The organism is Cupriavidus sp. KK10 (assembly GCF_018223725.1).
Taxonomy (GTDB): Bacteria; Pseudomonadota; Gammaproteobacteria; order Burkholderiales; family Burkholderiaceae; genus Cupriavidus; species Cupriavidus necator.
Genome location: NZ_CP073677.1, coordinates 4861476 through 4882605, shown reverse-complemented (window position 1 = coordinate 4882605; position 21130 = coordinate 4861476). Strand labels below are relative to the sequence as shown.

Below are 21130 nucleotides of genomic sequence, written 5' to 3'. Positions count from 1 at the left end.
ATAGGCAATTCCGGCACTAAGCGCCGCACTCGCCGCAGCGAGCAGTATGACTGTCTTTATCATTTTTCTTACCTCCATTTCAGGTCGTTGCAAAAACACCGAAACGATTCTTCTTTCGCTTCAGCTTGAGGGTCGCAACTTCGCACAAGTGCAATGAAATGTAGGCCCTGACAGCAAGCATATGAATAAGGCTTTTTTCCGAAAAGAGGCTAGGGGATTGCCCTAGCCGGTCGGCAGGGAAGACTCACCCTGCATTACTGCACGGTGGCGATCGAATCCGTCCGGCCACGCTTACCGCGCGGGGGAGTTCTGAAGTAGATTCATAGTAGTGTTGCGGCACCATGGTTTTGCAGAACTTCACCTTGCATCGATTCGGTGCAGGCTCGTGATTTGCCGCAGCTGCATGGAACATTCACTTTCGCAAGAGTGTCGTCATTCCGCTTAACGATAGAAATGACTGGCTGTGACAGTGTCTGTTCCCGAGGATTTGAAGCGAACAATGTTTATTATCCCGCGCAACTTAAGGCTCAGACTTTTCGTCTATACCGGATTTGTCGCTTTGGCGTATTTCGCAAGTGCAAGGCTGGGACTGGCTTATGCAGTAGTGGGCGGTGCAGTGTCTCTGGTGTGGCCTTCCAGCGGCATCGCCCTCGTTGCGCTCCTTGTCATGGGCTTCGCAGCCGCCCCCGGAATTGCCATTGGCTCCTTTCTTGCCAATATGTCGGTCGGCGTGCCACTGCCAATGGCCGCGCTGATTGGCTTCGGCGCGACGGCTGCAGCCCTGACGGCCACGTTGTTGTTGACGCGCGTGGCCCGATTCCAGATCACCCTCGACCGCATCAGGGACGTGTTGGCCTTCGTCATCCTGGCTGCGGCGGTCAGCACGGCAGTGAGTGCCCTGATTGGCGCGACCGCCCTCTTTGGAGCGGGCCGGGTGTCGGCTTCCGAGTACGGCAAAGCAGTCCTGGAATGGTGGCTCGGTGACATGATGGGGGTGCTGGTGGTGGCGCCGCCCCTGCTCAGCTTGCTTGCGAGTCCTGGCCCTGTGCACTCCGCAAAGCAGGCCGTGGAAGCGTGCGGACTGGCCGTTGCCATCCTCTGGGCAAGTTTCCTCATCTTCGGCGCTCCCGAACTTGCCGGGCACGGCTACTATCCTTCAGCCTTGGCGATTCTTCCGTTCATTATCTGGGCGGCTCTGCGCTTCGATCATCTGGGCACCACCTTCGCAACTCTGATGGTCTCGATCGTGGCCATCTGGGGCACCACGAACGGCACCGGTCCCTTTGCCGCCGAGTCTCCAGTGGATAGCCTTGTGAGATGGTGCGCCTTCGCGAACGTCGTGGCAGTAACCGGGCTGCTGCTGGTGGCGGCACATGCCCAGGAGAAGCGCGTTCATCGCCTGCTGCAGGCATCCCACATCGAACTGGAGCGGCGCGTGCAGGAGCGAACCCGGGACCTGGAGCGGGCAAACCATGAGCTGAAGCAGGAGATGGCGCGTCGTCGTCTGCTGGAAGCGGAACTGATCCGGATCGGCGATCAGCAGCAGAGGCTCATCGGCCGGGAACTGCATGACGGCCTCGGGCAGCACCTCACCAGCCTGGGCTTCTACTGCGCCACCTTGAATCAAACACTGCAGAAGCATGGCCACCCGGCTGCCGCGGACGCGGCTACCATCGTCGGACTGGTGAAGCAGGCGTCCTTGATGACTCGCAAGATTGCCCATGGCCTGGACCCGGTCGCCATGGAATCGGGTGGCCTTGCGGTCGCACTGCAAGGCCTGGCGCAGACGACCTGCGCACTGGACGGCATAGACTGCACGCTGCGCATCGGGTCAGACGTGGACATGCTGGATCCGCCGATGCAGATCAACCTTTACCGTGCAGCACAGGAAGCCGTGAATAATGCGCTGAAATATAGCCAGGGACACCACATCGGGATCGACCTCGAGCGCGAAGGCGGAATGCAGCGCCTTTCCATCAGTGACGATGGGGTGGGGGTCGACCCGGAAAAAATGGAGCGTGCTTCGGGGCTGGGTCTTCACAACCTGCGTCACCGGGCAAGCCTCCTGGGCGGCTCCTGCACGATCACCCGCAATGCTCTGGGTGGCACCACGGTTGCCATCAGCTATCCGATACCAGAGAGTCCGGGCCATGCAACAGCAGCCATCTAGCCCGGGCCGCGCGACCCAGATCCTGATCGTGGATGACCACCCCATCATCCGGGAGGGGTTAAGCCAAATGCTGAATCTGCATGAGGACCTGCACGTCTGCTGTGCGGCCGGTAGTGCCGAAGATGCGCTGGCGTTGATGACCTGCCAGCCTGACATGGCCATTGTGGACCTCAGCCTGCACTCGAATTCCGGCCTGGATCTTGTCAAGACGCTTCGGCAACACTATCCAAAGCTGGCAATCCTTGTCCTCAGCATGCATGACGAAACGCTGTTTGCCGAACGCGCACTGCGGGCAGGCGCCAACGGGTATCTGATGAAACTTGAGGCCACGGAGCATATTGTGAACGCCATCCGCGAGGTGATGGCAGGCAATGTCTACCTGAGCGCCGCCATGCATGAAAAGCTGGCGCGGGCCCTGAAGGCTCCTCAAAAAAACCCGACGGGCTCGATCGCGAGCCTTTCGGAACGGGAGTTCGAAGTCCTGCACCTGATCGGACTCGGCTTCAGCACCCGCCAGATCGCCGCGAAGCTGAATCGCAGCGTCAAGACCATCGAGGCACATCAGGCCAACATCAAGGAAAAGCTGGATATTCCCAACGGCAAGGAGCTGATGCGCTTCGCGATTCAGTGGATCGAGAGCCAATAGGCGTTGAGCTTTTTTCGCCTGCGTGAACGCTTGACTGCTTGTCGCCGCTACTTCCCAAACTCACTGAACTTCGCCGCCAGGAACTCCACGAACAGCCGGATCCGGGACGACAGCTGGTGCCGCTGCTGGTAGACGGCGTAGATGTCTGCCTCCGGCGTCGCGTATTGAGGCAGTACCTGCACCAGGCGCCCGCTGCGCAGGAATCGCTCGATATCCCACTCGGCGCGCATCACGATGCCGTGGCCTTCCAGCGCCCAGTTCACCGCGATTTCGCCGTCATTGGTGGTGAGGTTGCCGCGCACATGGACCGATTCGGTCCGCGCCTTCGCCCCCTTGCCTGAGGTCAGGCGCCATACGCCATAGGCGTCGCTGCCTTGGCGGATGCCGATGCAGTTATGCAGGCGCAGGTCCGCGGGCGTATGCGGCGTGCCGTGGCTGCGCAGGTATTTGGGCGAGGCGCACAGCAGGCGTCGGTTCGGCGCCAGCTTCCTGGCCACGATGCGGGCGTCGGGCGGCTGGCCGAAGCGGATGCAGACGTCGAAGGCGTCTTCGGTCAGCGGCGGCGGGTCGGCGGAGAGCTGGAGCTGGACGTCCACCTCCGGGTAGGCAGCGACATACTCGGAAATCACTGGCGCCACATGCATGCGCCCGAACCCCAGCGTGGCATTGACCCGCAAGAGGCCGCTCGGCCGGCCCTTTGAGCGGGTCAGGATCTGGTCCAGGTCGTCGATGTCGCTGAGGATGCGCCGTGCGTGCTCCAGATAGACCTCGCCCTCCGGCGTCAGGCTCATGCGCCGCGTGGTGCGCGTCACCAGCGGCATGCCGATGCGCGCCTCCATCTGCGCCAGCCGCTTGCTGACCGCGGCCGTTGTGATTCCGAGGCCGCGTGCGGCCGCGCTCAGGCTGCCTGCGGTGGCGACTGATGTGAAAAAGCCCAGCTCGGAAGGCTGAATACCGGACGATGAAGCCATTCCATCTTTAATTTCAGGTTAAGAATGGTTTAACTCTACAAGCGATCCAATACCTTGTCCACGGCCCAGAATCCGCTCCACGTACTCAACGCGATTCAGACCAGGAGACACAGATGAAGACGTACCGCATTGCAACGATCCCCGGCGATGGCATTGGCAAGGAGGTGGTGCCGGCCGGCCGTGAAGTGATGGAGGCACTGGCGTCTGCCGGCGCAGGCTTCCGCTTTGAATTCGAAGACTTCGACTGGGGCGGCGACTACTATCGCCAGCACGGCGTGATGATGCCGGCCGACGGCCTGGACGCGCTGCGCGACAAGGATGCCATCCTGTTCGGCTCGGCCGGCGACCCGCATATCCCGGATCACATCACCCTGTGGGGCCTGCGCCTGAAGATCTGCCAGGGCTTCGACCAGTACGCCAACGTGCGCCCGACGCGCATCCTGCCCGGCATCGATGCGCCGCTCAAGCGCTGTGCCGCGGAGGACCTGAACTGGGTGATCGTGCGTGAGAACTCGGAAGGCGAATACTCGGGCGTGGGCGGCCGCGTGCACCAGGGCCACCCGATCGAGGCAGCCACCGACGTCAGCATGATGACCCGCGTGGGGGTGGAGCGCATCCTGCGCTTTGCCTTCAAGCTGGCCCAGTCGCGTCCCCGCAAGCTGCTGACGGTGATCACCAAGTCCAACGCGCAGCGCCACGCCATGGTGATGTGGGACGAAGTTGCTGTGCAGGTGGCCAGGGAATTCCCGGACGTCACCTGGGACAAGGAACTGGTCGATGCGGCCACGGCGCGTATGGTGAACCGTCCGGCGTCGCTGGACACCATCGTCGCCACCAACCTGCATGCCGACATCCTGAGCGACTTGGCCGCGGCGCTGGCCGGCAGCCTGGGCATCGCCCCGACCGGCAATATCGATCCGGAGCGCCGGTATCCGTCGATGTTCGAGCCGATCCACGGCTCGGCCTTTGACATCATGGGTAAAGGCCTGGCCAACCCGGTCGGCACCTTCTGGTCGGTGGTCATGCTGCTGGAACACCTTGGCGAGAACGAGGCGGCGCAGCGCGTGATGCAGGCCGTCGAAGCCGTGACCGCCAACCCGGCGCTGCATACCGGCGACCTGGGCGGCAAGGCGACCACCGCTGAAGTGACCAAGGCCGTGTGCGACCTCCTCGCCGCCGGCAAGCAGGCGAAGGCGGCCTGAGCGCCAGGCCACGCCAGCCGCGCGTCCCGGCCAGGCCGGGGCGCATCCTGCGGGCCTGCACGGCCCGTACAGCCTTCCGGGCATGAGGAGCAGCCGTTGAGAGCTGCGCCGGGGAGCGCTTTGCCTTAAAGACACAGCAGGAGACAGCAATGATTCATAGGCTGCTTGGCAAGCTCTATGTCCAGGTATTGCTAGGCGTTGGCGCCGGCGTTGCCCTGGGCGTGTGGGCGCCCGATATCGCGAGTGACCTGAAGCCGCTTGGCGACGTGTTCATCAAGCTGATCAAGATGGTGTTCGCGCCCATCATCTTTGCGACGGTGGTGCTCGGCATCGCGCGCATGGAGAACATGAAGGAGCTCGGCCGCGTCGGCGTGCGGGCCCTGATCTACTTTGAGGTGTTGTCGACGTTTGCGCTGGCCCTGGGCCTAGTCGTCGTCAACGTGGTCCAGCCGGGCCATGGCATGAATATCGATCCGGCGCACCTGGACACCAAGGCCATCGCCAGCTACACGCATGCCGCGGAGAAACCGCACACGTTCATCGACTTTATGATGAACCTGGTGCCGACCAGCATCGTCGACGCGCTGGCCAAGAACGACATCCTACAGATCCTGGTCTTTGCCACGTTGTTCGGCATTGCGTTGTCGCATATCGGGGCGCGCGCCAGGCCGGTGGTGGATTTCCTGGATTCCTTTACGCACGGCATCTTCACTGTCGTGGGGATGATTATGCGGCTGGCGCCGATCGCGGCGTTCGGCGCCATGGCCTTTACCGTGGGCAAATACGGCCTGGGCTCGGTGGTCTCGCTGGGCAAGCTGATGGGCACGATGTACATCACCTGCTTCCTGTTCGTGGTGATCGTGCTGGGGGGCGTGGCCCGGCTGTCCGGATTCAGCCTGTGGAAGTTCCTGAAGTACATCCGCGATGAGCTGTTCACCGTGCTCGGCACCAGCTCGTCGGAGTCGGTGGTGCCGCAGCTGATGCGCAAGCTGGAAAACGCCGGCGTCAGCAAGCCAGTGGTGGGGCTGGTGGTGCCTTCCGGCCTGACCTTCAACCCGGACGGGCAGTGCATCTACTACACCATGGCCGCGATCTTCGTGGCCCAGGCGACCAATACGCCGCTGACCATGACGGACCAACTGGTGGTGCTTGGCGTGCTGCTGCTGACCTCCAAGGGTTCGGCGGGCGTGACCGGCTCCGGCTTTATCACGCTGGCGGCAACGCTGGCGTCGCTGGGCAAGATCCCGGTTGCCGGCATGGTGCTGCTGCTCGGTGTCGATCGCTTCATGTCCGAGGCGCGTGCCATCACCAACACGATCGGCAATGCCGTGGGCACACTGGCCATTGCACGATGGGTGGGGGCGGTGGACCGCCGGCAACTGGCCGATGCACTGGACGGCAAGCTCGATGACGAAGCCGATGCGGTGCCGGCGAGCCGGGATGAAACCCCGCTACGCGCACGCATCGCCGCCGCGGCGGATGCCCACGCCAATCTGATGCACTAAGGGGCCGACGTGACCAAGCCATATTCCGAGCCCACCGTGCTGCTGCAGCGCATGTTCGAAGCGGCGGTCGCCGCCGCGCAGCCTGCCAGGACCCTGGCGCGGCACCTGCCGCCGCCGCCGCGCGGACGCACCGTTGTCATTGGGGCCGGCAAAGCGTCGGCGGCCATGGCGAACGCGCTGGAGGCGGCATGGCCCGGCCCGCTTGAAGGCCTGGTCGTCACCCGCTACGGCTATGCGGTGCCGTGTTCGCGCATCGAGATCGTGGAGGCCGCGCACCCCGTGCCGGACGACGCCGGGCTGGCCGCTTCGCAGCGCATGCTGGAGCTGGTGGCGGGCCTGGGCGAGGACGACCTGGTGATCTGCCTGGTCTCGGGCGGCGGGTCGTCGCTGCTGCCACTGCCGCTTGCCGGCATCACGCTTGACGACAAGCAACGCGTCAATCGCGCGCTGCTCAAGTCCGGCGCCACGATTTCGGAGATGAATTGCGTGCGCCGGCACCTGTCCGCCATCAAGGGCGGCCGGCTGGCCGCGGCCTGCTATCCGGCGCGGGTGCTGAACCTGCTGATTTCCGATGTGCCGGGCGATGACCCGATCGATATCGCCTCGGGTCCGACCGTGCCTGACCCGACCACGCGCGCCGATGCGCTGGCCATCGTCAAACGGTATGCGATCGACCTGCCGCCCAACGTGATGGCAGTGCTGGCGTCCGACGCCGCAGAGACGCTCAAGCCCGGCGACCCGCGCTTGCCGCGCATCCGCACCGAGTTCATCGCCACGCCCCGGCTGGCGCTGGAAGCGGCTGCGCAGGTGGGCCGCGAGGCCGGCTATGCCGTGCACACGTTGGGCGACGCCATCGAAGGCGAAGCCCGCGATGTCGGCAAGGTCCTGGGCGGTATCGCGCTGGAAGCCGCCAGGCATGGCCAGCCGTTTGCTGCGCCGTGCGTGCTGCTGTCCGGTGGCGAGACCACGGTCACCGTGCGCGGCGCGGGCAGGGGCGGCAGGAACGTGGAGTTCCTGTTGTCGCTGGCGCTGACGCTGCGCGGCGAACCCGGCATTCATGCGATCGCGGGCGACACCGATGGTGTCGACGGCCAGGAAGAGATCGCAGGGGCCGTGCTCGGCCCCGACACGCTGGAACGTGCCTGGCGCGCCGGCCTGCGCCCGCAGGATGCGCTGGCCGCCAACGACGGCCATGGATTTTTCGAGGCGCTGGGGGATGCCGTAGTTACCGGTCCCACGCTGACCAATGTCAACGACTTTCGCGCGATCTTGCTGACGCGCGCATCTGGAGCATCCGCATGAGACGCATTCGCAACGCCAAGATCGTGGCCACGCTCGGTCCCGCCAGTACAGACCCGGCCACCATCGAGCGCCTGTTTGACGCCGGTGCCGATGTGTTCCGGCTCAACTTCAGCCACGGCACCCATGCCGACCACGAGCAGCGGCTGCACAGCATCCGCGCCATCGAGCAGGAGCGCGGCCGCCCCATCGGCGTGCTGCTGGACCTGCAAGGACCCAAGCTGCGCATCGGCACCTTTGCCGATGGCCCGGTGAAGCTGGCCGCACAGGCGGCATTCCGGCTGGACCTGGATGCCAGCGTGCCGGGCTCGGTGGAGCGGGTCAGCCTGCCGCATCCGGAGATCTTCGCGGCGCTGCAGCCGGGCGCGGAACTGCTGGTCGACGATGGGCGCGTGCGCCTGCGCGTGGAGCGGGGCGGTCCGGAGTACGCCGAAACCACCGTGATCAACGGCGGCACGCTGTCCGACCGCAAGGGCGTCAACGTGCCGGGCGTGGTGCTGCCCCTGTCGGCGATGACCGGGAAGGACCGGTGCGACCTGGACTTTGGCCTGTCGCTGGGCGTGGACTGGATTGCGCTGTCGTTCGTGCAGCGCGCCGAGGATATCGAAGAGATCAGGCAGATCGTGGACGGCCGCGCCGGCATTGTCGCCAAGCTGGAGAAGCCCGCAGCCATCCAGAGCCTGGAAGCGATCGTGGCGGCGTCGGATGCGGTCATGGTCGCACGCGGCGACCTGGGCGTTGAAATGCCGGCGGAACAGGTGCCGTCGCTGCAGAAGCGCATCGTGCGCGCCTGCCGCAAGGCCGGCAAGCCGGTGATCGTTGCCACCCAGATGCTGGAGTCGATGGTCAGCGCGCCGGTGCCGACGCGCGCGGAGGCCTCCGATGTGGCGACCGCCATCTACGACGGCGCCGACGCCGTGATGCTGTCCGCCGAATCGGCCTCGGGCAGCTATCCGGTCGAGGCCGTGCAGATGATGGACAGCATCATCACGCGCACCGAAGCGGACCCGCACTACCACGAAGCCATCCAGGCCTCGCATTCGGAGCCGCGCGCGGAAGCCGCCGACGCCATTGGCTATGCCGTCCGGCACGTGGCGAACCTGCTGCGCGTGCCTGCCGCGGTCACCTACACCAGCTCAGGCTACTCCGCGCTGCGCATGGCGCGCGAACGGCCCGAAGTGCCGATCCTGGGCATGACGCCGCGCGTGGCCACTGCGCGCCGGCTGGCGCTGGCCTGGGGCGTGCATGCGGTGCTCTGTCATGAAGTGGTCGATGTGCTGGAGATGACCGAGCTGGCCAGCCGCACCGTGCTGAAAGAGCAGTTCGGCGTGGCCGGGCAGCAGATCGTCATCTCGGCCGGCCTGCCGTTCACCGTGGCCGGCACCACCAACCTGCTGCGCATCGCGCAGGTCCAGTAAGGGGATCTACATGACTGCAATCAGGGAAATCCGCGGCTACGAGCTGCTCGATTCCCGGGGCAACCCGACGGTGGCGGCCCAGGTCGTGCTGGCCGATGGCGCGGAGGGCTTCGCTGCCACGCCGTCCGGCGCATCCACGGGATCGCGTGAAGCGCTGGAACTGCGTGACGGCGACAAGCGACGCTATTTCGGCAAGGGGGTGCAGAAGGCGGTGCAGCACGTCAACGTCGATATCGCGCGAGCGCTCAACGGCCTGGACGCCGCGGACCAGGCTGAGGTGGATGCCTGCCTGATCCGCCTCGATGGAACGCCAGAGAAGTCGCGCCTTGGCGCCAATGCGCTGCTGGCCGTTTCGCTGGCCAGCGCCAAGGCGGCAGCGGCTTCGGCCGGCTTGCCGCTGTACCGGTCGGTTGGCGCCGGGAGGACAGAGAACCGCCTGCCGCTGCCGATGATGAATATCGTCAACGGTGGTGCGCATGCCGACAACAGCGTCGATATGCAGGAGTTCATGATCCTGCCGGTTGGCGCGCCAAGCTTCTCCGAGGCATTGCGCTGGGGCGCGGAAGTGTTCCATACGCTCAAGGGCGTGCTGAAGGCGCGCGGCTTAGCCACGGCGGTGGGCGATGAAGGCGGATTCGCGCCGGACCTGGCGTCGAACGAGCATGCGCTCGAGGTCATCATGCAGGCCATCGAAGCCGCCGGCTTCCGGCCCGGCCGTGACATTGCACTGGGCCTGGACGTAGCCAGCTCCGAGTTCTATTACGGCGGCCGCTATGCCTTGCAGTCGGAAGGCTGCAGCTATGACGCGCACGGCTTTGTCGACCTGCTGGACAGCTGGGTGCGCCAGTACCCCATCGTCACCATCGAGGACGGCATGGCGGAGCAGGACTGGCAAGGGTGGCGTCTGCTGACCGAGCGCCTGGGCGGGCGCGTGCAGCTGGTGGGCGACGACCTGTTCGTGACCAATGCCGCGATCCTCGAGGAAGGCATCGCGCAAGGCGTGGCCAACGCCATCCTGATCAAGCCGAACCAGATCGGCACGCTGACCGAGACCCTGCAGGCCATCACGGTGGCGGAGCGGGCCGGCTACGCATCGGTGATGTCGCACCGCTCCGGCGAGACGGAAGACACCACCATCGCCGACCTGAGCGTATGCACCGCGGCCACGCAGATCAAGACCGGCTCGCTGAGCCGCTCCGACCGCGTGGCCAAGTACAACCGGCTGCTGTTTATTGAGGCCGAGCTGGGGTGCGCGGCCACATTTGCGGGAAGGCAGGCAATTTCGCAGGTGAATTAGAGCGTCAACCCGCCGAAGCTGGCGGGAAACATAGAATATTCAGGAGACAAATCATGCGTGGTACTGAACTCGTGCGTCGTATTTCCGGTGTGGCCATGCTGGCAGCCGGCTTTATCCTCAGCGGCACTTGCCTGGCACAGGAATGGCCGGCCAAGCCGATCACCCTGGTGGTGCCGTTCCCGTCGGGCGGCACCACCGACGTGCTGGCCCGCGCGCTGGGCGACCAGTTGTCGAAAAGCCTGGGCCAGCCCGTGATCGTCGAGAACCGGCCCGGCGCCGGCGCCACCGTGGGCGCGGACTACGTCGCCAAGGGCAAGCCCGACGGCTACACCCTGCTGATGGGCGCGGTCCACCATACCATCGCCAGCAGCGTCTACAAGAAGCTGCCCTACAGCTTCCAGAAGGACCTGGCGCCCATCGCCACGGTCGCCATGGTTCCCAACGTGCTGGTCATCAATGCCGCCAAGACTTCGGCGAAGAACGTTACGGAACTGGTGGCCCTGGCGAAGAAGGCGTCGCCGGAGTTTGCCTATGGCTCCAATGGCAACGGCACCGCGCAGCACCTGATCGGCACCCAGTTCCAGGCCGCCACGGGTGCGCCGCTGCTGCACGTGCCTTACAAGGGCAGCGGCCCGCTGACGACCGATCTGCTCGGCGGGCAGGTGACGATGTCGTTCGATACCCTGACGCCGGTGCTGCAGCACATCAAGTCGGGCAAGCTGCGCGCCCTGGCCGTGACCACCGCGCGGCGCTCCAGTGTCCTGCCTGATGTGCCGACGCTGGAAGAGGCGGGGCTGAAGGGCTTTGATATCGGCACCTGGTTCGGCGTGCTGGCGCCGGCCGCCACGCCGGCGCCCATCGTGACGCGGCTGAACGCCGAGATCGTCAAGATCGTGAAATCGCCGGACTTCCAGCAGCGCATGGCGGCGGTCGGGGCCGAGCCGATGGCGAGCACCCCGCAAGAGTTTGCCAAGAGGATCCAGGACGAGACGGTCAAGTTCGCCAAGCTGGTGAAGGACGGGAAGGTGACGATCGAGTAGGTGACCAGCGGTCATTCGGTTCCTTGCCTTCTCGCCTATATTGAACTCTGCCCGGCATCGCCTTATGCGATGCACGGGCGGACTGCGGGTAGCGGAAGGAGGGCGCGCCATGAAGATCGCGAGCATCGAAGCCATCGTCCTGCGCGTTCCGTTCACGGTGGGCGGCGTTCCCGCCGCGGGCGTCTGGGGCGGCGCCGGGATGCAGGCCGCCGACTCGCTGCTGCTCAAGGTGTCGACCGACGACGGGCTGGCCGGCTGGGGCGAGACCTTCGGATTCGTGGGGATTCCGGCGGTCAAGGCTGCCATCGAACAGATGCTGGCACCTGCCTGCATCGGCCGGGACGCAACCCAGATCGACGCCATCGGCCTGGACCTGCAGCGCAGGTTCCATGTCTTCGGGCGCAGCGGGGCCATCTTCTACGGGCTGTCCGCGCTCGATATCGCCCTGTGGGACCTCTGCGGCAAAGCGGCCGGGCTGCCCGTTCACCGGCTGCTCGGCGGCGCGCGGCGGGACCGCCTGCCTGCCTATGCCAGCCTGATCCGGTATGCCGATCCCGCAACGATCGCGGTCAACGTCAGGCGGGCCATCGCCGATGGCTACCGGAGCCTGAAGCTGCATGAGGTCGACCTGACGGTCATCCGCGCCGCGCGCGAAGCGGCAGGCCCGGATATCGAGATCACGCTGGATACGAACTGCCCGTGGCCGCTCCATGAGGCCATCGACATGGCGCGCGCGCTGGAACCCTCTTCGCTACGGTGGCTGGAAGAACCCCTGTGGCCGCCGGAGAATTACGCCGGACTGGCCGCCCTGCGCCAGCAGTGCGCCATCCCGGTCGCCGCCGGCGAGAATGCCACCACGCTGATGGAGTTCCAGCACCTGCTCAGTGTGGGCGCCGTCGATGTGGTGCAACCCAGCCCGGCCAAGATGGGTGGCATCAGCGCCTTGCGCAACGTCTTTGCGCTGGCCGAGGCGCACAACACGCAAGTGATGGTCCATACCTTCTATGACGGTCCGGGGCTGCTGGCCAGTATTCACGCCACGGCAGCGCTGGGGGATGCCGCGGCCATGATCGAATGGCGCTATTTCGACATGGACGCGCAAGTGCTTGGCGATGCCGTGGTGCCGCGGAACGGCATGATCGCGGTACCCACTGGCCCGGGCCTGGGCATCGACCCGGATCCGGAGGTCATTCAGCGCTATCGCGTTGCGTGAGCGGGCGCGGCCGCCTTGCGCCCGGCCATATGGCGCAGGTATGCCAGCAGGTCCTTCAGGTCCGCGCTGGACAGCGTCTGTTCGTCGATGGCCGACATGCGCGAGTTCGGCCACCAGCGCAATGACTGCGGGTCACGGATCAGCCTGGCCAGCTTGTCGTCGCCCAGGTACTCCACCGGGTTGTACGGCACGTTCAGGTCGGGGCCGAGGTTGGCGTCGCCGACCCGGTTGAGGGAGTGGCACGAGAAGCAGACGCGCTGGAAGGTTGCGAAGCCGCGCATGACCGGTCCATCGGCAGGCTGGCCAGCGGCGGGCCGGATGGCTGCATAGCGCTCGGCGGGCGACGCGGTGATGTCGATGCGCACGATGCTGTAGGTCCAGTGACTCTCGTTGATCGCCGCGGCGGCGCGCCCGGATGGCACGGTCCAGATCAGGCGGAACGGGCCGATGTCCTGGTCCTTGAGCCTTGGCCACGGCGCGGCGGGGTTCTCGACCGCCAGCCACGCGCGTGGCCCGTCGGCGCGCTCGGCCAGCAACAGGCGCATCGGCAAGTGGGCAACATAGCCATCGCTGGCCGCGGTCGTGGCACTGGCGCTGTCGTTCACCGGCATGCCCTGCAGCAGGGCTGTCAGGGGGATGGCCTTGAATGTGAGGCGGCGCTTCAGGTTGTCGTCATCCACCGGCACCTCGGCCAGGCGCGGATCGCGCAGCAGTTCGTCGCGGGTCCAGCTGCGCTGCTGCGTGCCTGCCGAAATGGTCAGGGTCGCTGGATCCGCGGCGCACGCCGGACCTGCCAGGAACGCCAGGGCGCAGCCAAGCGCGCCAACGGCCTTTGCCAGCCAGCTACTCATGCGTCATTCTCCTGGTTGAATTGGCCCGGCACAACTTGCAGTACTAGCGGACAAACATGCCCAAGCCTTCGTGGTCGTAATACTCCAGCCACACGCGGTCGCTGGAGAACGCTGCCTGCGAGATCGTGCCCGGCGTGGCGTTCTCGTTTTCGAGCGTAAAAGTGAAGACGTCTCCGTCCCAGTGGCTCAGCGGCAGCACTAGCGGGGTGGCGCCCAGCGTCATCACCAGCGTGCCGCCCTGGTCGGCGACCTGCAGCGGGCCGTAGTAGTCGTTCTGGTAGGTGCCGGTGTACGCCGACAGTGCACGCGCCGGCAGCGGACTGGCGGGGCGCGGCTGACCGACCAGGCGGCCTTCCGGCGCCAGCAGCGGCGCGAATGCGTCGCCGTAGATCTTGCCCCAGTCGCGGCGGATGGCGCCGTATTGCACCAGGTCGAAGAACTGTGCGCTCAGGGTTTCCGGAACGCCGATGGGCTGCGCGTTGGTCAGCGTCACGATGGCCAGGTTGAGCGCCGGCAACGCGGTGAAGTTGGTGGCCGCGCCGGCCACGAAGGCGCCGGAGTGGTTGTAGGAGGTCAGGCCAAGTTCGGTGGTGCCGACATTGAAGCCATAGCCGTAGTAGCCGGCAGGGCGTCCGTCGACGGGCGGACTGCTCTGCATCTGCTGGCTCAGCGCGGGGGCCAGCGCGGCGGCGTCGACCACGCGTTGCCCGGCGAACTCGCCCTTGGCGAGCAGCATCGCCAGCCATTTCGCCATGTCGTTGACCGAGGCACTGACGCCGCCGGCGGGGGATTGCGCATCCGGCATCCGGCCCGCGCCTTGCACCCAGTTGCCATTGACTCTGACGTGGCCCAGGGCGCGGTTGTCGCGTGCGGCAAAGTCGGCGTAGCGCGAACTGGTGCGGGTCATTCCCAGGGGTTGGTAGATGGCTTGCTCGGACAGCGTGGCCCAGTCGATCCCGGCCGCGGTGGCGACCGCCTCGGCGGCGGCGGTCAGGCCAAAGTTGGTGTAGGCGTAGACCGCGTGGAACGGATGCAGCGGCAGGTAGCGCAGTCGCGTCAATACTTGCCGGCGGTCGTATCCCATGTCTTCAAGGAGGTCGCCGCCGTGGTCGGGCAGGCCGGAGCGGTGGGCGTAGAGATCGCCGATGGTGACGGCCTGCGTGACCTCGGCGTCGGACAGCGCAAACCAGGGCAGGTGCGCGCGCACCGGCGTATCCCAGCCGATGCCGCCACGGCCGACCTGGCGTGCCACCACGGTGGCGCCGACGGATTTAGACACCGATGCCAGCTGGAACACGGTGTCGGCATCGACCGGCGCGGGGTCGGTCACCAGCCGACGGCCGAAGCCTTTGGCGTAAACGGTCTGGTTGCCGCGCACCACGGCGACGGCCATGCCCGGCACGCGGGAACTGGCCATCAGGTCGGCGGCCAGCTTGTCGAGCTGGGCAATGGCCTGGGTGATCTGGGATTCGGGAACCGGCTCGGGAGGGTTGGGCGGATCGTCATTGCCGCCGCCGCAGGCGGGCAGGGCGGGGACAAGCAGGCCGCCCAGCGCGGCTCCCAGGAAATGGCGACGCTCTTGTAGTTTGCCCACGGTAGGTCTCCGTAGTGATTCTTGTCAGGCGGCACGGCCGCGCCTTTGGATAGGAATAATGTACGCGATCGGTGACGGAGTGGCGAATGCGAAACGTCTTATCGCCGCACTATAGCGGGGGCGGGAAACTGCAAGCCTCGCCGAAGGGTTCGTTGAGCGGGGGTGACAACCCGAAAGAACCTCGGCAGATTCGATCTCATTCAATCAAGAGTCGCGCGGGCAACCATGTTTCCATGGCGGGCCGGGCGGGGCAGTTGCAAGGCTGGCCGGGTCTTCTTCTGCTGAGGTTCCCCGGTATGTCACCCCCGTTGTCAGGCCCGCCACCTTCCTCTCACCTGGGCTGGCGGGCTCTCTCTGGTTAGTAGGAGATAAGCGCGATGCAAATGTCTACCCATCACCCTGCAGGATCCCGGCATATCGTGCCGGCTGGTACGATCGACTCCCTTGAGCAAATGCCCTCCTGTTGCTGGTTGAAATCGAGAGCGAGCGTTCGGAGGGTTGCCACAACGTGTATTCGCTGTTGGCAATGGTGAAGGCGCAGCTGGACCAGACGGCGGCAAAGCTGTGCGCGGATGAATGACGAGTCCGTCGAGGCAAAACAAAAAGCCCGCACTTTCGTGCGGGCTTTTCGCTTTGAAACCTTGGTGCCCAGGAGAGGACTCGAACCTCCACAGTGTTGCCACCGCTAGGACCTGAACCTAGTGCGTCTACCAATTCCGCCACCTGGGCAAGGTGAGCGCCGGATTTTACAGCGCGCTGCGGATTTTGCAAGTCCCTCGGCCGGCTTTGGCGCAAGAAATCCAGTTGAGATGCGGTGGGCCGCTGTTGCTGGTCAATCGGCGGACATTTCAGCCTCAGAAGTGAGGATGTCAAACAGCGCCTTGGCCGCAGGCTGCAACGCTCGGTCGCGACGGCGTATCAGCGCCAGGACACGGTCCACGGCAGGCTCGGTCAGCGGGATGGCGCACAGGCGGGGATGATCGCGTGGCAGTGCCAGGCCCGGCAGCACGGCCATGCCGAGGCGGGCTTCCACCAGCGCCAGCACGCCAACGACGTGGTTGGCTTCGTAATAGATGGTCGGGCGCTGTTCAAGATGGGCGATGGCATTCTCGATCAGGGCGCGATTGCCGCTTTGCCTGGACACGCCGGCCATGCGCTGCCCCGCCAGGTCCGCCCATGCGACCGACTTGCGATCGGCCCAGGGATGGTCGCGCCGCAACACCAGCAGATAGGGCTCGGTACGGATCGGGCGGAACTCGATATTGGGTTCCTGGGAACCCATGAAGTTGAGCCCAAAGTCCGATTCGCCCGACAGCACGCTGGACAGCGCCGCGTTGGCGCTTTCGTCGATCACGCGCACGCGCACGCCAGGATGACGGGCTGCAAACACGCTGATGGCATCGGGCAGCAGATGCGCCGCGGCAGACGGTATCGCCGCCACCGTCACCAGCCCGCGCCGGAGCGCAGCTTCGTCACCAAGGCGGAACACTGCGCTGTCGAGAATATCCAGAGCAGCCCGCGCTTCCTCTAGGAACTGCCTGCCGACGGGTGTCATCTCCACGCGGCGGGTGGTGCGTTCAAGCAGGCGAGAGCCGAGCGTCTTTTCAAGTTTGTCGATCCGGCGGCTCAGCGCTGGTTGCGAGATATGCAGAGTCTCGGCTGCCACCCGGAAACTGCCTTTCTCCGCCGTGGCGATAAATGCCTGCAAATCCTCAAGTGCGAAATTGATGCGTGACATGCATGAAATCATCAGAACATTGCAATTCACAGAATAGTGTTGCGCGACTACTCTGGCAATGCAGAAGAACGAGGAAGACTGGAGCTCTTGCGGCGCCAGCAACGAGATCAAGGAGACAAAATGAAGCTGACCGCCCTGGCCGCCAGAAAGGCCGCACTGGTTTTCCTGGTATGGCTGGCCGCGCCCGCCTGGGCAGACGATATCCATGTGATTACCTCGGGCGGTTTCACCGCGGCATACCAGCAGCTGGTGCCGCTGTATGAAGCCGCCACGCAGGACCGGATCATCACCGCCTACGGCGCGTCGATGGGCAATGCACCCGATTCCATCCCCAGCCGGCTGGCACGCGGCGAGACCTTTGATGTGGTGATCCTGGCGGACTCGGGTCTCGACAAGCTGATAGCGGAGGGCAAGGTGGCAGCGGGCAGCCGGGTGGACCTGGCGCAGTCGCTGATCGGCATGTCGGTCCGCAAGGGCACGCCCAAGCCCGACATCAGCACCGTGGAGGGCCTGAAGCAGACCTTGCTCAACGCTAAATCGATTGCGTATTCAGCCAGCGCCAGTGGGACTTATCTGTCTGGTGAATTGTTCCACCGGCTCGGCGTCGCGGACCAGATCAAGGACAAGGCCCGCAAGATCAACAGCGAGCGCGTCGGCGCCGTGGTGGCCCGAGGCGATGCGGAAATCGGCTTCCAGCAAGTCAGCGAGCTGCTGCCGTTCAAGGAGCTGGATTTCGTCGGCCCGCTGCCAGCCGAACTGCAGCAACGGGTCTTCTTCTCCGCCGGGATGGTGGCTGGCCACCAGAGCGCTGCGGCTTCGCGGTTTGTTCGGTTCCTGGCGTCCCCGGCGGCAGCCACGATCGTGCGAACCACCGGGCTGGAGCCGGTTGCCACGCCGCTGCCGCCGCCGGCGCCCCCGGTCCTGGGGCAGCCGCAAAAACGCTGAACCGCGTCAATGTCCGTTGGCGGCTGTAAAAACAAAAAGCCCGCACTTTCGTGCGGGCTTCTCGCTTTGAAACCTTGGTGCCCAGGAGAGGACTCGAACCTCCACAGTGTTGCCACCGCTAGGACCTGAACCTAGTGCGTCTACCAATTCCGCCACCTGGGCAATGTGAGCGGCGCATTTTACCGAAGGTTCACAAATTTGCAAGCACCTCCGGCGGGCACACGCGGCATCGCTGGCCGGACTGCGCTACGGCGATCCGGTGTGCCACGTGCAATCAGAACGACGGCACCATCGCGCCCTTGTACTGGGCCTTCATGAACTGGCGCACGTCTTCAGACTGGTACGCTGCCACCAGCTTCTTGACCCACGGCTTGTCCTTGTCCTGCGTGCGCACGACGATGATGTTGGCGTACGGGCTGTGGATGTCTTCCAGCGCGAGCGCGTCCTTGGTCGGCTGCAGGCCGGCGGCGAGCGCGTAGTTGGTGTTGATCACGGCGGCGCTGACATCGGGCAGGGCGCGGGCCAGCTGGGCGGCATCCAGTTCCACGAGCTTCAGCTTCTTCGGGTTCTCGGCCACGTCCAGCGGGGTGGCGTTGACACCGTTGGTGCCGGCGCCTGCCTTCAGCTTGATCACGCCTTGCGACTGGAGCAGCAGCAGCGCGCGGTTCTCATTGGACGGGTCGTTGGGCACGGCTACCTTGGCGCCTTGCGGCAGGTCCTTCGGCGACTTCAGGTTCTTCGCGTAGATACCCAGCGGCGAGATATAGGTGTAGCCCACGCTCTGCATCTTGTAGCCGCGCTGCTTCACCTGGCTGTCCAGGTAGGGCTGGTGCTGGAAGCTGTTGGCGTCCAGGTCGCCGGCATCCAGTGCGGCATTGGGCTGCACGTAGTCGTTGAACTCCACGACCTTGACGTTCAGGCCATTGCGCTTGGCCACTTTCTGGACGACTTGCCAGACCTCGGCGTCCGGGCCGCTGACGGTGCCAACGCGGATAGTCTGTTCCTGGGGCGACGCGCTGCCGGCGGCGATAAAACCAAGGGCGGACACTGCGACCGCCAGACGCTTGATGAGAGACGTGCTGCGCATAGGAGTTCTGGAGATATTCTGGTTATGTGGCGAGTGAGACTGTCGCCTGGGCAGGGATCGTCTGACCGGGGCGATGGCCACAGATTAACGCAATTGCGTCCAGATGGCGCAGCGGGAATGAATCTGGCGTCTATTTCTTTTTCATATGCTTATGAATCCAAATGACGCCAGATTGCCGGCATTAAATGCTTCTGCGTCACGGCTCAGTCTGCAAAGACTTCGCGCAATGTCCGCAAGGTGTCCTCCACAATCCTGTCACTCAGGCCGCCGGCCCGCCTGACCAGCCGGGACTTGTCCACGGTCCGGAGCTGGTCCAGCAGGATCAGGCCAGTCTTGCGCTGGAAGGTCACCGGGACGCGAAACGGTGCCGGCCTGCTGCCGGTGGTCATTGGCGCCACGGTGACGGTGCGCAGGTAGTCGTGCATTTCCGGCGGCGAGAGGATGACGCAGGGGCGTGTCTTCTCGATCTCGCTGCCGACGGTCGGGTCAAGCGCAACCAGCCAGACGTCGCCGCGCGCTACCACTTCAGCTCCGCGTCGTCGGTGTTGGGGAAGTCGCCCAATACCAGGGCGTCGTCACCGGCCGCGGCGATGGCCTGGCTGGCTTCCGCCCAGCCTTGCCGCGGTGCTTGCCTAGGGCGCCGGAGCACCAGCGCGTCATTCACGATTTCCATTTCCACTTCATTCTCCAGACCTAGCTGCGCCAGGATTGCCTTGGGGATCAGGACACCTTGTGAGTTGCCCATCTTGCGGATCGTCGCTTTCATTTCTTGCCCCTCATTGCGCGTCAGCACAATGTTATTACAACGCGAGCGTCAGGGAAACAGGCAAGCCCGATGCCGCATGGAAATGTGACATTTGGGCCAGGCCACGGATACGCGAATAGTCCGAAAACCGCTGGTGTCGCAGGTACGGCGGGCTCAGCCGGCTACGCCCCGTACCCCGCGCCCTTCCATTCGATAAAACACAAGCCATGCCCGAACGGGTCTGACAGCGTTGCCTGCCGCCCCCAGTCAAAGTCCTGCGGCCAGTCCTCGATCTCGGCGCCGGCTTCCAGCGCGCGTTCGATGGCCTGTTCCAGGTTGGCGACGACAAAGTCGAGGTGGACCGGGGTCCAGTGGCGGCGGTAGTCGCGCCGGGTGTCGGCGCGGGTGGTGGGGCGGGTGCCGGCGGGCTTGGCGAGCAGGTAGATCGGAGTATTGCCGCCCAGCATTTCGGCGACGGTGCCGTCGAACAGCTTGCGGTTCAGCGTCAGGCCAAGCCCCTGCGCGTAGAAGTCGATGCCGCGCGGCAGATCGTCGACATCGATATTGATCAGCAACTCCATGACAGCCTCCTGGCGGCGTTCCGTGTGAGAGCGGCCGCATTGTGCGCCGGGTCTCCTGACACCTGCTGTCAGGAGTGATGTTTCAGCCGGCCGCAGGCAGGTGTCAGGAACGGCGCGCTAGGCGCGCAGCATCTGCCACACGACCGGGCGCAGCGCGTCGCCGAGTGCGAGGTGCGCGTCGGCATCCAGGTGCACGCCGTCGACCTCGCTGCTCTGGATCACGGTGCCGGCGTCGAACAGCGGACAGCCCAATTGCGTGCAGACCTCGGCCACGGCTTGCGGCAGGCCCGTCCACTTATGCTCGCCGCCGGCAAACTTGGGCGCCAGCGGGCCGCGCGGGGTGCGGATCGGGGGTGGGGTGACGACCAGCACCGGCGGCACCGGCATGCCAGGCTCGATCGGCGCGCTACGGATGGCCTGCACCAGAGTGGCGATGCCCTGGGCGGCGTGCCAGGCGTTGTGCGGGTGCATCGACTGGAAATCGTTGTTGCCCAGCATCAGGACCACCAGTGCCAGCGGCGAGTGGATTTCAATGCGCTGCGCCAGCCCCTGCAGGCCGTTGCGGCCGGGTTTGAAGGGATCGTCCCAGACCGTGCGGCGGCCGTTCAGGCAGTCTTCGATGATGCGCACCGGGGCGCCGCCTTCGGCGTTCAAGCCCAGCTCCAGCCGGCCGGGCCAGCGCACCGGGAACGGCAGGCGCCGGCGCGTGCCGGGCACGATGCCCCATGACAGCGAGTCGGCGTAGACAAGGATCTGCAGGGGATCGGTTTCGGCCAGCGGCGCAGCGCTCATGCGGGACTCCAGTTGGCGTGGATATTGGTCGATAAA

At 65.2% G+C, this 21130-nt stretch carries 19 protein-coding genes and 2 tRNA genes; 10 read left to right on the top strand and 11 right to left on the bottom strand.

Going from position 1 to position 21130, the window contains the following annotated elements; genetic code table 11:
• The first annotated feature begins 499 nt into the window (after positions 1-499).
• Together KB879_RS22740 and KB879_RS22735 are read left to right on the top strand one after the other, a co-directional pair.
• Positions 500-2170: an MASE1 domain-containing protein gene (locus KB879_RS22740; protein WP_211979806.1), complete on the top strand. Its 1671-nt coding sequence runs from the start codon at positions 500-502 to the stop codon at positions 2168-2170.
• Positions 2151-2816, top strand: coding sequence for a response regulator transcription factor (locus KB879_RS22735; RefSeq protein ID WP_211979805.1), 666 nt, complete (start codon positions 2151-2153; stop codon positions 2814-2816). The genes KB879_RS22740 and KB879_RS22735 overlap by 20 nt, the downstream gene beginning before the upstream one ends.
• A gap of 47 nt (positions 2817-2863) precedes the next feature.
• Here the strand turns inward: KB879_RS22735 and KB879_RS22730 are convergent, their stop codons facing one another.
• The gene (locus KB879_RS22730; RefSeq protein ID WP_211979804.1) at positions 2864-3787 is read right to left on the bottom strand and encodes a LysR family transcriptional regulator; all 924 of its coding nucleotides are present in this window, start codon (positions 3785-3787) and stop codon (positions 2864-2866) included.
• 113 nt (positions 3788-3900) lie between these two features.
• Between KB879_RS22730 and KB879_RS22725 the strand changes: the two genes are divergently transcribed.
• From KB879_RS22725 to KB879_RS22695, 7 genes are all read left to right on the top strand, one after another.
• Positions 3901-4989, top strand: a complete 1089-nt coding sequence (locus tag KB879_RS22725) for a tartrate dehydrogenase (RefSeq protein ID WP_013957030.1) — start codon at positions 3901-3903, stop codon at positions 4987-4989.
• A gap of 149 nt (positions 4990-5138) precedes the next feature.
• Positions 5139-6494, top strand: coding sequence for a dicarboxylate/amino acid:cation symporter (locus tag KB879_RS22720; protein ID WP_013957029.1), 1356 nt, complete (start codon positions 5139-5141; stop codon positions 6492-6494).
• Between the two features lie 51 nt (positions 6495-6545).
• Positions 6546-7796: a glycerate kinase gene (locus KB879_RS22715; RefSeq protein ID WP_211982269.1), complete on the top strand. Its 1251-nt coding sequence runs from the start codon at positions 6546-6548 to the stop codon at positions 7794-7796.
• A complete protein-coding gene (gene pyk, locus KB879_RS22710) occupies positions 7793-9211 on the top strand; it encodes a pyruvate kinase (RefSeq protein WP_211979803.1) in 1419 nt (472 codons plus the stop codon). The genes KB879_RS22715 and pyk overlap by 4 nt, the downstream gene beginning before the upstream one ends.
• 10 nt (positions 9212-9221) lie before the next feature.
• Entirely contained in the window at positions 9222-10508 is a 1287-nt protein-coding gene (gene eno / locus KB879_RS22705; protein ID WP_211979802.1) for a phosphopyruvate hydratase, read from the top strand.
• 53 nt (positions 10509-10561) lie between these two features.
• Entirely contained in the window at positions 10562-11548 is a 987-nt protein-coding gene (locus KB879_RS22700; RefSeq protein WP_013957025.1) for a tripartite tricarboxylate transporter substrate binding protein, read from the top strand.
• 109 nt (positions 11549-11657) lie between these two features.
• Positions 11658-12761, top strand: coding sequence for a mandelate racemase/muconate lactonizing enzyme family protein (locus KB879_RS22695; protein WP_211979801.1), 1104 nt, complete (start codon positions 11658-11660; stop codon positions 12759-12761).
• On the opposite strand, the gene KB879_RS22690 is transcribed toward KB879_RS22695, so the two are convergent.
• The 4 genes from KB879_RS22690 to KB879_RS22670 form a co-directional block, all read right to left on the bottom strand.
• The gene (locus tag KB879_RS22690) at positions 12746-13612 is read right to left on the bottom strand and encodes a cytochrome c (RefSeq protein WP_211979800.1); all 867 of its coding nucleotides are present in this window, start codon (positions 13610-13612) and stop codon (positions 12746-12748) included. The genes KB879_RS22695 and KB879_RS22690 overlap by 16 nt on opposite strands.
• Before the next feature lie 43 nt (positions 13613-13655).
• A complete protein-coding gene (locus KB879_RS22685) occupies positions 13656-15206 on the bottom strand; it encodes a serine hydrolase (RefSeq protein WP_211979799.1) in 1551 nt (516 codons plus the stop codon).
• Positions 15207-15848: 642 nt separating this feature from the next.
• Positions 15849-15935, bottom strand: a tRNA-Leu gene (locus KB879_RS22675).
• A 103-nt stretch (positions 15936-16038) separates the two neighbouring features.
• Positions 16039-16944 (bottom strand): LysR family transcriptional regulator, encoded by a 906-nt coding sequence (locus KB879_RS22670; protein WP_041228411.1) that lies wholly within the window; start codon positions 16942-16944, stop codon positions 16039-16041.
• Between the two features lie 120 nt (positions 16945-17064).
• Between KB879_RS22670 and KB879_RS22665 the strand changes: the two genes are divergently transcribed.
• A complete protein-coding gene (locus KB879_RS22665) occupies positions 17065-17889 on the top strand; it encodes a substrate-binding domain-containing protein (protein WP_211979798.1) in 825 nt (274 codons plus the stop codon).
• Positions 17890-17964: 75 nt separating this feature from the next.
• Here KB879_RS22665 and KB879_RS22660 read toward each other — a convergent pair.
• The 6 genes from KB879_RS22660 to KB879_RS22635 all read right to left on the bottom strand — a co-directional run bounded on the left by KB879_RS22660 (position 17965) and on the right by KB879_RS22635 (position 21094).
• A tRNA-Leu gene (locus KB879_RS22660) sits at positions 17965-18051 on the bottom strand.
• A 112-nt stretch (positions 18052-18163) separates the two neighbouring features.
• Positions 18164-18976, bottom strand: coding sequence for a MetQ/NlpA family ABC transporter substrate-binding protein (locus tag KB879_RS22655; RefSeq protein WP_013957018.1), 813 nt, complete (start codon positions 18974-18976; stop codon positions 18164-18166).
• 203 nt (positions 18977-19179) lie between these two features.
• Positions 19180-19500 carry a type II toxin-antitoxin system PemK/MazF family toxin gene (locus KB879_RS22650; protein ID WP_013957017.1) on the bottom strand — a complete coding sequence of 107 codons (321 nt, stop codon included), beginning with the start codon at positions 19498-19500 and terminating at the stop codon, positions 19180-19182.
• On the bottom strand, positions 19494-19742 hold the full coding sequence (locus KB879_RS22645) for an AbrB/MazE/SpoVT family DNA-binding domain-containing protein (RefSeq protein WP_013957016.1): 249 nt from the start codon (positions 19740-19742) through the stop codon (positions 19494-19496). The genes KB879_RS22650 and KB879_RS22645 overlap by 7 nt, the downstream gene beginning before the upstream one ends.
• Before the next feature lie 161 nt (positions 19743-19903).
• Complete coding sequence (locus tag KB879_RS22640) at positions 19904-20302, bottom strand: VOC family protein (RefSeq protein WP_013957015.1); 399 nt, start codon at positions 20300-20302, stop codon at positions 19904-19906.
• A gap of 117 nt (positions 20303-20419) precedes the next feature.
• Positions 20420-21094, bottom strand: coding sequence for an SGNH/GDSL hydrolase family protein (locus tag KB879_RS22635; RefSeq protein WP_211979797.1), 675 nt, complete (start codon positions 21092-21094; stop codon positions 20420-20422).
• Positions 21095-21130: the final 36 nt, after the last annotated feature.

What these genes read in the sequence shown, in the direction of transcription:
- KB879_RS22740 (WP_211979806.1), top strand. Translation starts at nt 500, where the DNA reads ATGTTTATTATCCCGCGCAACTTAAGGCTCAGACTTTTCGTCTATACC.
- KB879_RS22735 (WP_211979805.1), top strand. Translation starts at nt 2,151, where the DNA reads ATGCAACAGCAGCCATCTAGCCCGGGCCGCGCGACCCAGATCCTGATC.
- KB879_RS22730 (WP_211979804.1), bottom strand. Translation starts at nt 3,787, where the DNA reads ATGGCTTCATCGTCCGGTATTCAGCCTTCCGAGCTGGGCTTTTTCACA.
- KB879_RS22725 (WP_013957030.1), top strand. Translation starts at nt 3,901, where the DNA reads ATGAAGACGTACCGCATTGCAACGATCCCCGGCGATGGCATTGGCAAG.
- KB879_RS22720 (WP_013957029.1), top strand. Translation starts at nt 5,139, where the DNA reads ATGATTCATAGGCTGCTTGGCAAGCTCTATGTCCAGGTATTGCTAGGC.
- KB879_RS22715 (WP_211982269.1), top strand. Translation starts at nt 6,546, where the DNA reads ATGTTCGAAGCGGCGGTCGCCGCCGCGCAGCCTGCCAGGACCCTGGCG.
- pyk (WP_211979803.1), top strand. Translation starts at nt 7,793, where the DNA reads ATGAGACGCATTCGCAACGCCAAGATCGTGGCCACGCTCGGTCCCGCC.
- eno (WP_211979802.1), top strand. Translation starts at nt 9,222, where the DNA reads ATGACTGCAATCAGGGAAATCCGCGGCTACGAGCTGCTCGATTCCCGG.
- KB879_RS22700 (WP_013957025.1), top strand. Translation starts at nt 10,562, where the DNA reads ATGCGTGGTACTGAACTCGTGCGTCGTATTTCCGGTGTGGCCATGCTG.
- KB879_RS22695 (WP_211979801.1), top strand. Translation starts at nt 11,658, where the DNA reads ATGAAGATCGCGAGCATCGAAGCCATCGTCCTGCGCGTTCCGTTCACG.
- KB879_RS22690 (WP_211979800.1), bottom strand. Translation starts at nt 13,612, where the DNA reads ATGAGTAGCTGGCTGGCAAAGGCCGTTGGCGCGCTTGGCTGCGCCCTG.
- KB879_RS22670 (WP_041228411.1), bottom strand. Translation starts at nt 16,944, where the DNA reads ATGTCACGCATCAATTTCGCACTTGAGGATTTGCAGGCATTTATCGCC.
- KB879_RS22665 (WP_211979798.1), top strand. Translation starts at nt 17,065, where the DNA reads ATGAAGCTGACCGCCCTGGCCGCCAGAAAGGCCGCACTGGTTTTCCTG.
- KB879_RS22655 (WP_013957018.1), bottom strand. Translation starts at nt 18,976, where the DNA reads ATGCGCAGCACGTCTCTCATCAAGCGTCTGGCGGTCGCAGTGTCCGCC.
- KB879_RS22645 (WP_013957016.1), bottom strand. Translation starts at nt 19,742, where the DNA reads ATGAAAGCGACGATCCGCAAGATGGGCAACTCACAAGGTGTCCTGATC.
- KB879_RS22640 (WP_013957015.1), bottom strand. Translation starts at nt 20,302, where the DNA reads ATGGAGTTGCTGATCAATATCGATGTCGACGATCTGCCGCGCGGCATC.
- KB879_RS22635 (WP_211979797.1), bottom strand. Translation starts at nt 21,094, where the DNA reads ATGAGCGCTGCGCCGCTGGCCGAAACCGATCCCCTGCAGATCCTTGTC.